General features: G+C 67.3%; 9 protein-coding genes, 1 tRNA gene and 1 pseudogene. 7 read left to right on the forward strand and 4 right to left on the reverse strand.

What is annotated here, in order from left to right; genetic code table 11:
• Positions 1–2 precede the first annotated feature (2 nt).
• The 5 genes and pseudogenes from kdpA to BGI51_RS19350 all read left to right on the forward strand — a co-directional run bounded on the left by kdpA (position 3) and on the right by BGI51_RS19350 (position 7666).
• Positions 3–1700, forward strand: a complete 1698-nt coding sequence (kdpA, locus tag BGI51_RS19330) for a potassium-transporting ATPase subunit KdpA (protein ID WP_187979388.1) — start codon at positions 3–5, stop codon at positions 1698–1700.
• A gap of 1 nt (position 1701) precedes the next feature.
• Positions 1702–3731: pseudogene (kdpB, locus tag BGI51_RS19335) on the forward strand (potassium-transporting ATPase subunit KdpB).
• A gap of 10 nt (positions 3732–3741) precedes the next feature.
• Positions 3742–4293, forward strand: a complete 552-nt coding sequence (gene kdpC / locus BGI51_RS19340) for a potassium-transporting ATPase subunit KdpC (RefSeq protein ID WP_187979389.1) — start codon at positions 3742–3744, stop codon at positions 4291–4293.
• Positions 4290–6914 carry a sensor histidine kinase gene (locus BGI51_RS19345; RefSeq protein WP_187979390.1) on the forward strand — a complete coding sequence of 875 codons (2625 nt, stop codon included), beginning with the start codon at positions 4290–4292 and terminating at the stop codon, positions 6912–6914. Before kdpC ends, BGI51_RS19345 begins: the two co-directional genes overlap by 4 nt.
• 62 nt (positions 6915–6976) lie before the next feature.
• Positions 6977–7666 carry a response regulator gene (locus BGI51_RS19350; RefSeq protein WP_133860677.1) on the forward strand — a complete coding sequence of 230 codons (690 nt, stop codon included), beginning with the start codon at positions 6977–6979 and terminating at the stop codon, positions 7664–7666.
• 303 nt (positions 7667–7969) lie between these two features.
• Here the strand turns inward: BGI51_RS19350 and BGI51_RS19355 are convergent, their stop codons facing one another.
• From BGI51_RS19355 to BGI51_RS19370, 4 genes are all read right to left on the reverse strand, one after another.
• On the reverse strand, positions 7970–8344 hold the full coding sequence (locus BGI51_RS19355; protein WP_007158514.1) for a histone-like nucleoid-structuring protein, MvaT/MvaU family: 375 nt from the start codon (positions 8342–8344) through the stop codon (positions 7970–7972).
• 350 nt (positions 8345–8694) lie between these two features.
• Positions 8695–9270, reverse strand: coding sequence for a hypothetical protein (locus tag BGI51_RS19360; protein ID WP_187979391.1), 576 nt, complete (start codon positions 9268–9270; stop codon positions 8695–8697).
• 155 nt (positions 9271–9425) lie between these two features.
• Positions 9426–9502, reverse strand: a tRNA-Asp gene (locus BGI51_RS19365).
• A gap of 164 nt (positions 9503–9666) precedes the next feature.
• Positions 9667–10614 carry a LysR family transcriptional regulator gene (locus BGI51_RS19370; protein ID WP_133860679.1) on the reverse strand — a complete coding sequence of 316 codons (948 nt, stop codon included), beginning with the start codon at positions 10612–10614 and terminating at the stop codon, positions 9667–9669.
• Between the two features lie 178 nt (positions 10615–10792).
• Here BGI51_RS19370 and BGI51_RS19375 point away from each other — a divergent pair, with 178 nt between their 5' ends.
• Positions 10793–12091 carry an MFS transporter gene (locus BGI51_RS19375; RefSeq protein ID WP_187979392.1) on the forward strand — a complete coding sequence of 433 codons (1299 nt, stop codon included), beginning with the start codon at positions 10793–10795 and terminating at the stop codon, positions 12089–12091.
• A 12-nt stretch (positions 12092–12103) separates the two neighbouring features.
• Positions 12104–13288: an L-rhamnonate dehydratase gene (gene rhmD, locus BGI51_RS19380; protein ID WP_187979393.1), complete on the forward strand. Its 1185-nt coding sequence runs from the start codon at positions 12104–12106 to the stop codon at positions 13286–13288.
• The last annotated feature ends 17 nt before the right edge of the window (positions 13289–13305 follow it).

Here is a 13305-nt window from a genome sequence, read left to right on the forward strand (position 1 = left end):
GCATGGACAGCCAAGCCGCGTTCCTGATCCTGGCCTTTCTGGCCCTGACCTTTCTTCCCGCGCCCTTCCTGGGGCGCTACTTCTACCGCGCGCTGGAAGGCGAGCGAACCTGGCTGACCTTTGTCGGCGGGCCCCTGGAGCGCCTGACCCTCAGGGTGGTGGGCACCGATGGCCGCGGCCAGGACTGGCGCACCTATGCCATCGCCCTGGTGCTGTTCAATGGGCTGGGCATCGGGCTGCTGTTCGCCATCCTCGTGCTGCAGGGCAGTCTGCCGTTGAACCCGCAGCATCTGCCCGGGCTGGAATGGACCCTGGCGCTGAACACCGCCATCAGTTTCGTCACCAACACCAACTGGCAGGCCTACAGCGGCGAAGCCTCGCTGAGCTATTTCAGCCAGATGGTCGGCCTGGGCGTGCAGAACTTCGTCAGCGCCGCAGTGGGCGTAGCCGTGCTCGCCGCCCTGGCCCGCGGCATCACCCGCCGCAGCGCCCAGGAGATCGGCAACTTCTGGGTCGACCTGTTCCGCGCCACCTTCTATGTGCTGCTGCCGCTGTGCGTACCCCTGGCGCTGTTACTGATCTGGCAGGGCGTGCCCCAGACCTTCGCGAGCTATGTCGATACCACCACCCTGCAGGGCGCGACGCAGACCCTGCCGCTGGGCCCGGCCGCCAGCCAGATCGCCATCAAGCAGCTGGGCACCAACGGGGGCGGCTTCTTTGGTGTCAACTCCGCACATCCCTTCGAGAACCCCACGGCGCTGAGCGATCTGCTGGAGCTGTCGGCCATCCTCATGATTCCGGCGGCCCTGGTGTTCAGCTTCGGTCACTACGTCAAGGATCGGCGGCAGAGCTGGGCGATCTTCGCCGCCATGTTCGGCCTGCTGGTGGTTGGAGGCACTGTCGCCATCGTTGCCCAGAACCACGCCAACCCCGCCTTGGCCGGCCTGGCGATCACCCAGGGGGCGTCCCTGGAAGGCCTGGAGACGCGCTTCGGCGGTACTGCGTCAGCGCTCTGGGCGACGGTCACCACGGCCGCCTCGAACGGTTCGGTGAACTCCATGCATGACAGCCTGGCGCCGCTGACCGGCCTGATCGCGCTGTTCAACATGATGCTTGGCGAGGTGATCTTCGGCGGCGTCGGCGCCGGTCTCTACGGCATGCTGCTCAATGTGCTGATCGCCGTCTTCATCGCCGGCCTGATGGTGGGCCGCACCCCGGAATACCTGGGCAAGAAGCTGGAAGCCCCCGAGGTGCGGCTGCTGGTGGCGACTCTGCTGGTGATGCCGCTGGGCGTCCTGGTGCTGGGCGCCATCGCCGCCAGCGTCCCGGCCGGCGTCGCCGGGATCGCCGCCACGGGTCCCCATGGCTTCAGCCAGCTGCTCTATGCCTATACCTCGGCCACGGCCAACAACGGCTCGGCCTTTGGCGGCTTCGGTGCCAATACGCCCTTCCACAACCTGATGCTGAGCCTGGCCCTGCTGATCGGTCGCTTCGGCTACATCCTGCCGGTCCTGGCCATCGCCGGCAGCCTGGCGGCCAAGCGCCCCGTGCCGCTCGGCCCCAACAGCTTTCCCACCCACGGGCCGCTGTTCGTCACCCTGCTGGTGATCACCCTGCTGCTGGTGGGTGGCCTGACCTTCCTGCCGACGCTCGCCCTGGGGCCGATCGCCGACCATCTGCAACTGTTCGGAGTCCGTTGAAATGGATGCCCAGACCCACACCCTGCCCACTCCTACCCCTGGCACCCTGTGGCGCCAGGCGCTGCGGCAGGCCTTCGTCAAGCTCGACCCGCGCCAGCAGATCCGCTCGCCGGTGATGTTCGTGGTGGAGATCACCGCGCTGTTCTCCACCCTGCTGTGCCTGGCGCCCAACAATGGCGTGAGCACCGGGGTGGCGGTGCAGATCACCCTCTGGCTGTGGTTCACCCTGCTGTTCGCCAACTTCGCCGAAGCCCTCGCCGAGGGGCGTGGCAAGGCGCGCGCCGACAGCCTCAAGGGCATTGGCCAGAACCTCGCCGCGCGCCTGGAGGAAAACGGCGAGCAGCGCATGGTGCCGGCCAGCTCGTTGCGCAAGGGCCAGATCGTGCAGGTGGAAGCCGGCGAGCTGATCCCCGGTGACGGCGAGATCATCGAAGGCGTGGCCGCGGTCAACGAAGCGGCCATCACCGGGGAATCGGCCCCGGTGATCCGCGAATCCGGCGGCGATCGCTCGGCGGTCACCGGCAACACCCGGGTGGTGTCGGACTGGATCCGGGTGCGCATCACCGCCAACCCCGGCGAATCGACCCTGGACCGCATGATCGCCCTGGTGGAAGGCGCCAAGCGCCAGAAGACCCCAACGAGGTCGCCCTGGACATCCTGCTGATCGGCCTGACGCTGATCTTCCTGCTGGTGGTGGTGACCCTGCAGCCCTTCGCCGCCCTGGCCGGTGGCGAGCTGCCGCTGCTGTTCCTGGTGGCGCTGCTGGTAACGCTGATCCCCACCACCATCGGCGGCCTGCTCTCGGCCATCGGCATCGCCGGCATGGATCGCCTGGTGCGGCTGAACGTGATCGCCACCTCGGGGCGCGCCGTGGAAGCCGCCGGTGACGTCCATACCCTGCTGCTGGACAAGACCGGCACCATCACCTTCGGCAACCGCCGCTGCAGCGCCCTGTACGCGGCCCAGGGCATCACCCCCAAGGCCCTGGCCGAGGGCGCCCTCTATGCCTCGCTCGCCGACGAAACCCCGGAAGGCCGCTCGGTGGTGGAATACCTGCGCAACCTGCACCCGCTGGAGGAGCCGCCGCGCGCCCAGGTCACGCCCATTCCCTTCAGCGCCGAGACGCGCCTGTCGGGCATCGACTGGCAGGGCCGCGCGTATCGCAAGGGTGCGGTGGACGCCGTGCTGATGTTTCTCGGCCAGACCCGTGCCGACCTGCCGGAGGTACTAGCCCGGGAGATCGAGACCATCGCCAAGAGCGGCGGCACCCCGCTGCTGGTCTGCGGCGAAGGCCGGCTGCTGGGCGCCATCCACCTCAAGGACGTGGTCAAGCCGGGCATCCGCGAGCGCTTCGCCGAGTTGCGCACCCTGGGCATCCGCACCGTGATGGTGACCGGCGACAATCCCCTGACCGCCACCGCCATCGCCGCCGAGGCCGGGGTGGACGACGTCATCGCCGAAGCCACCCCGGAGAAGAAGCTGGAGCGCATCCGCAGCGAACAGGCCGAGGGCAAGCTGGTGGCCATGTGCGGTGACGGCGCCAACGACGCCCCGGCCCTGGCCCAGGCCGATGTCGGCATGGCGATGAACGACGGCACCCAGGCCGCCCGCGAGGCCGCCAACCTGGTGGATCTGGATTCGGACCCCACCAAGCTGCTCGACGTGGTGCAGGTGGGCAAGGAACTGCTGGTGACCCGCGGTGCCCTGACCACCTTCTCGGTGGCCAACGACGTGGCCAAGTACTTCGCCATCCTGCCCGCGCTGTTCGCCGGCATCTATCCGCAGCTCAACACGCTCAACGTGATGCACCTGGCCAGCCCGCAGAGCGCCATCCTCTCGGCCATCGTGTTCAACGCCCTGATCATCGTCGCGCTGATTCCCCTGGCGCTGCGCGGGGTGCGGATCAAGGCCGCCAGCGCCGCCGCCCTGCTGCGCCGCAACCTGCTGATCTATGGGCTGGGCGGCATCGTCGTGCCCTTCGTCGGCATTAAAGCTATCGACCTGGCGCTCGGCGCCCTGGGTCTGGTCTGAGGAGACCGCCATGCTCATACAATTGCGTTCCGCCGTGTTGATGCTCCTGCTGCTCGGCGCCCTGACCGGGGGCGCCTACCCGCTGCTGGTGACGGTGCTCGGCCAGGCGCTGTTCGCCGACCAGGCGGGCGGCAGCCTGCTCCACCGCGCCAACGGCAGCGTGGTCGGCTCACGCCTGATCGCCCAGAAATTCACCGGCCCCGAGTGGTTCCAGCCGCGCCCCTCGGCAGGCGACTACGCCACCGTCTCCAGCAGCGCCAGCAACCTGGCCCAATCGGCGCCGGGGCTGCGCGAACGGATCGAGAAGGCGCTGCCCGACGTGCAGGTGGCCAACCAGGGCCCGGTGCCCCAGGAACTGGTGACCACCTCCGCCAGCGGCCTCGATCCGGACCTCACCCCGGCCGGCGCCCGCTATCAGATCGCCCGTATCGCCGCCGCGCGAGGTCTCCCACCGGAGCGGCTGGACGCCCTGGTGAGCGAGCAGACGCACACCTCGCGCTTCGGCCCGGCAACGGTTAATGTCCTGCTTCTCAATCTGGCCCTGGCGGAACTGGCTCCATGACCGACAGCACCGGGCGCGCCGAGGCGCTGCTCGCCGAACACCGCGAAGGCCGTGGACGCCTCAAGGTCTTCCTGGGGGCGGCGCCTGGCGTAGGCAAGACCTACGCCATGCTGCAGGCGGCCCAGACCGCCCTGCGCCAGGGCCGCCGGGTGCGCGCCGGGATCGTCGAAACCCATGGGCGGCGGGAGACCGCCGCCCTCCTCGCCGGCCTGCCGCAGCAGCCGTTGCGGCGGGTCGAGCACCGCGGCCTCAAGCTTACCGAGCTGGATCTGGAAGGCCTGCTGGCCGACCTGCCGGAACTGGTGCTGGTCGACGAACTCGCCCACAGCAACGTCCCCGGCAGTCGCCATGCCAAGCGCTGGCAGGACGTCGCGGACCTGCTTGCCGCAGGCATCCACGTCTATACCACCGTGAACGTCCAGCACCTGGAAAGTCTCAACGACGAGGTGCGCGACATCACCGGCGTCCAGGTCCGCGAAACCGTGCCCGACCAGGTGCTGCTCGACGCCGATGACCTGGTGCTCATCGACCTGCCACCCCGGGAGTTGCTGGAGCGGCTGCGCGAGGGCAAGGTCTATGTGCCCGAGCAGGCGCGCGCGGCCATCGATGCCTTTTTCAGCCAGACCAATCTGACCGCCCTGCGCGAACTGGCCATGCGCACCGCCGCGGCCCAGGTGGACTCGGCGCTCGCCCTGAGATACCGCCAGCAGGGCCAGGCCGCGCCACCACTGCTGGGGCGCCTCATCGTCGGCGCCGGCACCGCGCCTTCGGCGGAGCGCCTGGTACGCCATGCCAGCCGCCTCGCCGACCAGCGCCACCTGCCCTGGACCCTGGTCCATGTCGATACCGGCCAGCCGCTGGACGATACCGCCCGCGCCAACCTCCAGGCCAGTCAACGCCTGGCCGAACGCCTGGGGGGTGAGGTGCTGACCCTGAGAGACAGCGATCCGGCCCGCGCCCTGGTCCGCCATGCCCGCGACCAGCGCGCCAGCGTGCTGCTGATCGGTCGCGGCCGCCCGCGCGGCTTCAGCCTGCGACGCCGTCTGGCCAGTCGCCTGCTGCGCCTGGCCCAGGGGCTGGAGATCGCCATCCTTGATCTGGATCGCGACGCGCCGCCCGCCGCCCGGCCACGCCGGGCGCTCAGGCCCGGTCCCTATGGCGCCGCCGTCCTGGCCACCGCCGTGGCCGCGGTCATCGCCGAGGGCCTGTCCGGGCTGCTGGAACTGCCCAATATCTCGCTGATCTTTCTTGCCGCCGTCCTGCTGGTGGCGGTACGCAGCAGCCGCGGTCCGGCGCTGTTCTGTGCCCTGCTGGGCTTTCTCGCCTACGATTTCCTGTTTATCCCGCCGGCCTTCTCGCTGACCATCAACCGCGAGCAGGACGTTCTCACCCTGGCCTTCTTCCTGCTGATGGCCCTGCTCACCGGTGACCTGGCCGCCCGCCAGCGGCGCCAGCTGCAGGCACTGCGCCGCACCCAGCGCGAGACCCTGGCGCTGCTGGACTTCACCCGCCAGCTGAGCGCCGCCAGCGATCGCCAGGCGGTGGTCAGCGTCACCCTCAAGCAATTAGGGGATGCGACGCGCCACATCTGCCTGCTGCTGCCGGAAAAGGCGGGGCAACTGGTGCCCCAACCGGGCGACCTGCTCCTGGCCGACCACGAACGCATCGCCGCCGAATGGGCCTGGAAGCAGGAAAAGCCGGCCGGCTGCGGCACCGACACCCTGCCCTCCGGTGGCTGGTGGTGGTGGCCGCTGCTCGGCGAGGGCGGCAGCCTGGCCGTATTGGGCGTACGGCGTGACGATGCCCAGCCCCTGGACCACGCCGAGCGGCGCCAGCTGGCCAGCCTGGCGCAGCCGCTGGCCCAGGCCCTGGCACGGGTGCGCCTCAGCGAGGATCTCGAAGCCGCGCGCCTGCATGGCGAGACCGAACAGCTGCGCAGCGCCCTGCTCGCCTCGGTGTCCCATGACCTGCGCACGCCGCTGACGGTGATGCGCGGCTCCATCGATGCCCTGGCGACCCTGGGCGACGCGATTCCGGCCAGCGATCGCCAGGAGTTGCTGGACGCCACCCGCCAGGAGGCCGAACGCCTCGATCGCTATATCCAGAATCTGCTCGACATGACCCGCCTGGGCCATGGCAGCCTGCAGCTGGCGCGAGACTGGGTCGACCCCGGCGACATCCTCGCCAGCGCCATGCAGCGCCTGCAGCCGCTGCTGAGCGGATTGCAGGTAGCCACCCGGATCGAGCCGGGCCTGCCGCTGCTCTGGGTTCATCCGGCGCTGATCGAACAGGCGCTGGTCAATGTGCTGGAGAACGCCATCCGCTTCTCCGCACCCGGCGGCCGGCTGGAAATCAGCGTGCTGCGCCAGGGCAATGAACTGCAGCTGGCCGTGGCCGACGAAGGCCCGGGCATTCCGCCCGAGGATCGCACGCGGATCTTCGACATGTTCTATACCGCCGCCCGCGGCGACCGGGGTGGGCAGGGAACCGGTCTGGGGCTGGCGATCTGCCAGGGCATGGTCGGCGCCCATGGCGGACGAGTCAGCGTGGAAGACGGCCTCGATGGTCGCGGTACCACGCTGCGCATGCACCTGCCACTGCCCGCTCCTCCGGCCGAATAAGGCCAGGCCACCCGGCAATCGCAGCGGCTATGATGACGCCTTCTCGTGTGGAACCCGCTCAGATGCCCGCTCACGTCCTCGTCATCGACGACGAACCCCAGATCCGCAAATTCCTGCGCATCAGCCTCGCGGCCCAGGGCTACCAGGTCAGCGAAGCCGCCACCGGCACCGAGGGCCTGGCCCAGGCGGCGCTGAGCCAGCCGGACCTGGTCATCCTCGACCTGGGCCTGCCCGATCGCGATGGCCAGGAGGTGCTGGTCGACCTGCGCGAATGGTCCGCGGTGCCGGTGCTGGTGCTGTCGGTGCGGGCGGACGAGCGTGAGAAGGTCCGCGCCCTGGATGCCGGCGCCAACGACTACGTGACCAAGCCCTTCGGTATCCAGGAATTCCTGGCCCGCAGTCGCGCCCTGCTGCGGCAGACCCCGACCACGGCGACCCAGCAGGTCGCGGCGCTGGAGGTTGGCGATCTGAAAGTGGATTTCGCCTATCGTCGGGTCGCTCTGGGTGGCAGCGAAGTGGCCCTGACGCGCAAGGAGTACGCTGTGCTGGCCGCCCTCGCCCACCATCCGGGACGGGTAGTGACCCAACGGCAATTGCTGATCGATATCTGGGGCCCGACCCATGCGCAAGACAGTCATTATCTGCGCATCGTAATTGGCCATCTCCGGCAGAAGTTGGCGGATGATCCGCTGGCACCGCGCTATATCGTCACGGAACCCGGCGTGGGTTATCGCCTGCGGGTCGAAGGTTAGCCGTCCTGGGCTGAATGCCGCTCGCCCAGTGCGGAAATAAGCCACCTCCCCCATCATTACCCGGTCCTTCACCGTCCGCATAAAGCGGCTTGCTTTGGCCTCGCTTGAAAATGCGCAGGGAATTAAAAGATATGATGAATGCAATGATAGCTGCAGTTAGAGCTACACCAGGAAGACCATTGTCCCTGGTATGGGCTTGAACGTGGCGGAATTGCGGGACGCGCCGAGATTGCAGCGGCGGGAAAAGGATTCCGGTCGATAGGTCTGCCTTGCGCAGCTACCGACCGAAATCCAGGCAAGACGTTACTGCAGCCAGCCTTCCACGGTATCGGCGCCGTGTTCGGCTTTCCAGGCTTTGAGCAACTTGTGGTTGCCGCCCTTGGTTTCGATGATTTCGCCAGTCTTGGGATGCTGATAACGCTTGGTGCTGCGCGGACGACGCTTGCCAGCCGGCTTTTCCGGATGCGGCGTCTGCGCCTTGTGCTTGGGGGCAGCGTTGGGATCCAGAATGCCGATGATATCACCCAGATTCATGTGATATTCATCCATCAGCGCCTGGAGCTTACTTTCGAATTCGATTTCTTTCTGCAGGGAACTGTCTTGCTTGAGATCTTCGAGCAGTTGCAGTTGGGCACGAAGTTGCTCTTCGGCAGCACGGAATTCGGCGAGACGGGACATGGGCACTCCTGGCAACAATCTGAAAAAGGCTAATGGAAACTTCGCCCGCGAGCGAAAGTTGCAGGCGAAGATAAAGGATTGACGCCTCGGATGCCAGCGACACGTAATCCTTTTAAAAAAATAGCGGCCACTTCTTGCGACGGCAAGTTTGAATATTAAGAAAACCTTAAGCCAAGCCGGAGAATTGGCGCCAACAAGGTCTTGATAGGCATCTTCGCGAGTAATCTGGCAGTAACCGAATCCATCGAAGCGTTGCCAACTGAAAACAAACCCTCAGTTCAACTGCATAATCATGCAGAAGTTGGTGAAACTTGCAGGTTTTGACTTCGCGAAGCGCTCTGGCATGCCCCTCAGGCGGATGCATCCAGATCGGGTTGCGCCTCGATCATGGGCGGCCAGTTGAACGTCCGGGCTATTACTCGCCGGTATTCGGTGTCTATGGCTACCGGCGTCCGGCGGATATAGTCGCGCGCATGCGCCTGCCGCTCGTGGTCGAGTTTGCGCAGGTAGTCCAGCGCCTGCTCCGCCGTGGGCATGCGCTGATTGAGGCCGCCGCTGCGCGGCGGCAAAGCGGTCCAGACCACGGCGTCGACACCCTGCCCCGCCGCCCAGGCGGCGATGCGCTGCTGGAACGGCGAGTGCGGGCCGCTTGGCCAGCTGCCGATACACTCGGGTTGCTCCCGCGGTACCCCTTCGCGCTCGCGCAAGGCGTCGCGTGCCTTATCCAGAGTGTCGACCGCCAGATAGGACCAGAGCACCTGGACCTCGGCCACGCCCTCGCAGATGACCGTGGCCAACTCGCCGCTGTCGCCCTCCCGGGCGAATTCGATGGGCAACCAGGGTCCGTCGGCGAACCAATCCGAGGCGACCGGCAACTCCGCCGCCTTCCAGATCAATGAACCCCAACCCAGACAGGCGATCTTCATGGCCACTCCCGCGCATCGATGATAGCCATTGGAGGCTACCGAAGCGTTGGGGTTTCCCGGCGGCAAGACGTGGCGACAAAAATGCAGGACGAAAAAAAGCGGCCTCGAGGGCCGCTTCTTTCGTTACCCGCGAGGCAGAGCTCGCGAGAGGTATGTGGCGCAGCGGACGGGACTCGAACCCGCGACCCCCGGCGTGACAGGCCGGTATTCTAACCGACTGAACTACCGCTGCGCATGGAAGCCTTGCGGCATCCCGCTGGTACCTAGCGAGAACCTGTTCAGCGGGGTTCTCTGCACCAGCGGCCGCTAAGATACTGATTTATCAGGGAAGAAACAACAGGGCCAGCGAAAATATTTCTCGCCATGCAAGGGCGGCGGCGCACGTCAGGGCGGCGCTCAGACAGGGGTGCCCGCGGCCTGGCGTCTGAGCAGGCCGAGAAAGCCCTCCAGCGCCGCGCTGGGTACCTGGCCGGTGCGCAACAGGATCCCGAAGGGTGTCAGGGGTTCGGTGATTTCCAGGTCGAGCGAGACCAGCAGTCCGGTACGCAGGTGATCGCGCACCACCGCCTCGGTCAGCACCAGGATGGCGTCGGTGATCTGTACCAGCTGCAGCATGGCGAACACCGAGCCGCATTCGATGACATCGGCCGGGGGTGGCAACTGGCGCCGGGCGAAGGCCGCCTCCAGCGCCACCCGGGCCGGACTGGCTTCGGGTTGCAGGATCCAGGGCCAGTCCGCCACCAGCTCGGCCAGATCGGGTGGCGCGCGATCGGTCAGGGGATGTCCGGTGCGCACCACCACCGCCAGGTGCTCGTTGCCCAGCGGCTCGAAGGTGAAGCGACCGAGGTCGGCCGGCTGGGTGAAACGGGCGATGGCCACATCGATCCGCTCCTGTTCGAGCAGTTCGGTGAGCTGGTCGCTGGTGTCGCCGAGGATACGCAACTGCAGGCCGGGTTGGCGCGCCTTGCTCGCGGCGATGGCGCGCACCACCAGATCGGGCAAGGCACCCATGATGGCCCCCACCGCCAGATGCCCATAACCGCCGGAGCGACGTGCATCGAGGTCTTCGGCGCAGCGATCCAGGCCATTGAGGGCGCGGCGGGCGAATTCGATGATCTCCACGCCCAGCGCCGTGGGCGTCAGGCCCCGCGCCTGACGCTCGAACAGCACGCAGCCAAAGGCCTCCTCCACGTCCTGCAGCATGCGCGTGGTGGCCGGCTGCGACATGTGCAGGGCTTCGGCAGCACGGTGCAGATTGCGGGTCCCGGCCAGGGTCACCAGCATCAGCAGGTGCTTGTAGCGCAGCCGGCCGAACAGCGCACGGGCATGGGGGGAAGCGTTCATCGGCAGCATCCTGGAGGCGCGAGCGGAGGCGTCCAGCCGGGCTCGACGGCTCTGGCCAGGCGGGTGAGGCATACCGATACCTTAAGGGTATCGGTCCTAAACAAAAAGCGATTATCCAGGCATTGCAACTGCGACTACCTTGAGCCGTGGCCGAATCACAACAACAAGAGAGATCGCCATGCACACCACCCTGTCACCGGGGCTGGTCGCCAAGGTCACCCGGCGCCTGCTGCCCTTCCTGCTGCTGATGTACGTCATGGCCTTTCTCGACCGGGCCAACGTGGGTTTCGCCAAGGTCGCCTTTCAGGCCGATACCGGCATCTCAGACGCGGCCTTCGCCTTTGGCGCCGGGGTCTTCTTCGTCGGCTACGCCTTTCTCGAGATTCCCAGCAATCTGATCATGCACCGCGTCGGTGCCCGGCTGTGGATGTGCCGGATCATGGTGAGCTGGGGCCTGATCTCCGCCGCCATGATGTTCGCCCACACGGCGACGGCCTTCTATGTGCTGCGCTTCCTGCTCGGGGTGGCCGAAGCCGGCTTCTTCCCCGGCGTCATCCTCTACCTCACCTACTGGTTCCCCTCGCGCTATCGCGCCCGGGCACTGGGCTTCTTCTACTTCGGCGCGCCCCTGGCCTTCATCTTCGGCAGTCCGCTATCGGGCCTGCTGCTGGAATTCGACGGGCTCGGTGGTCTGCGGGGCTGGCAGTGGATGTTCCTGGTCGAAGGGGTGCTGGCCAGCCTGGTCGGTGTCTGGGCCTGGTTCTACCTGGACAATCGGCCGCGCGATGCCCGCTGGCTGAGCGACGCGGAAAAGCAGGCGCTGCAACAGGCGCTGGACGCCGAGGACGCCGCCAAGCCGCATCAGGGCGGACTGCTGCGCCTGCTCGGTCAGCCGCGCATCCTCCTGCTGTGCAGCATCTACCTGCTGATCCAGGCCAGCGTCTATGGCGTGGTCTTCTACCTGCCGACCCAGGTGGCCGGGCTGCTCGGGCAGAAGGTCGGGCTGCTGGTCGGCCTGGTCTCGGCGATTCCCTGGGTCTGCGCCCTGCTCGCCGCCTGGCTGATCCCCAGCTGGTCGGATCGCACCGGCGAACGCCGTCGCACCGCCGCCGCCACCCTGGCCATTTCCGGCCTGGGCATCGCCGCCTCGGTGACCTTCTCGCCGCTCTATGCGCTGCTCGCCCTGTGCTTCGCCGCCGCCGGCTTCATCGCGGTGCAGCCGCTGTTCTGGACCTTTCCGTCCGACCAGTTGCGCGGCAGCGCCGCCGCGGGCGGCATCGCCCTCATCAATACCTGTGGCGCCATCGGCGGCTTCATCGCGCCCCTGGCCAAGCGCTGGGCCGAGGTGACCTTCGCCCATCCCGGCGCCGGCCTCTATCTGCTCGCCGGCACCACCCTGGTGGCCGCCGCCCTGATCCTCGGCCTGCGCCGCCGCGACCACGCCGATCCCCAACCCCAGCTCACGCCCAGTCATTAAGGGAGCTTCGCCATGACCCTACCCACCATCAAGCAGGTGCGCGCCTATACCCTTCGCGGCGGTGGCGCCGACTATCACGACCAGGGCGACGGCCACTGGATCGACGACCACATCGCCACGCCCATGGCCAAGTACCCGGAATACCGGCAGAGCCGCCGCAGCTTCGGCATCAATGTGCTGGGCACCCTGGTGGTGGAAGTCGAGGCCAGCGACGGCACCGTGGGCTTCGCCGTCACCACCGGTGGCGAGCTGGGTGCCTTCATCGTCGAGCGGCACCTGGCACGCTTCCTGGAGGGCGCCAAGGTCACCGACCTGGAAAAAATCTGGGACCAGATGTACCTCTCCACCCTCTATTACGGGCGCAAGGGCATCGTGCTCAACACCATCTCCGGGGTGGATCTCGCGCTCTGGGACCTGCTCGGCAAGCTGCGCCAGGAACCGGTGCACCAGTTGCTCGGCGGCGCCGTGCGCGACGAATTGCAGTTCTACGCCACCGGCGCCCGTCCGGATCTGGCCAAGGAGATGGGCTTCATCGGCGGCAAGCTGCCGCTGCAGCATGGCCCGGCCGAGGGCGAGGAAGGCCTGCGCAAGAATCTCGAGGCCCTGGCGACCATGCGCGAGCGGGTCGGCGACGACTTCTGGCTGATGCTCGACTGCTGGATGAGCCTGGACCTCAACTACGCCACCCGCCTGGCCCAGGGCGCCCGGCAGTACGGCCTCAAGTGGATCGAGGAGGCGCTGCCGCCGGATGACTACTGGGGCTATGCCGAACTCAGGCGCAACGTGCCGAAGGGCATGCTGGTCACCACCGGCGAGCACGAGGCCACCCGCTGGGGCTTCCGCCTGCTGCTGGAGATGGGTTGCTGCGACATCCTCCAGCCGGACGTCGGCTGGTGCGGCGGCCTCACCGAGCTGATCCGCATCTCGGCGCTGGCCGATGCCCACAACGCCCTGGTGGTGCCCCATGGCTCCTCCGTCTACAGCTACCACTTCGTCATCACCCGCACCAACAGTCCCTTCGCCGAGTTCCTGATGATGGCGCCCAAGGCCGACGAGGTGGTGCCCATGTTCCATCCGCAGTTGCTCGACGAACCGGTCCCGGTGCGGGGCCGCATGCGCGCCTCGGCGCTGGATCGGCCCGGCTTCGGCGTGCGCCTCAATCCGGAGTGCGCCCTGGAACGTCCCTATCGCCACTGAGGCGTTGCCCAGGAGGG

Source organism: Pseudomonas oryzihabitans, from assembly GCF_014522265.1.
GTDB classification, from domain to species: Bacteria; Pseudomonadota; Gammaproteobacteria; order Pseudomonadales; family Pseudomonadaceae; genus Chryseomonas; species Chryseomonas aestiva.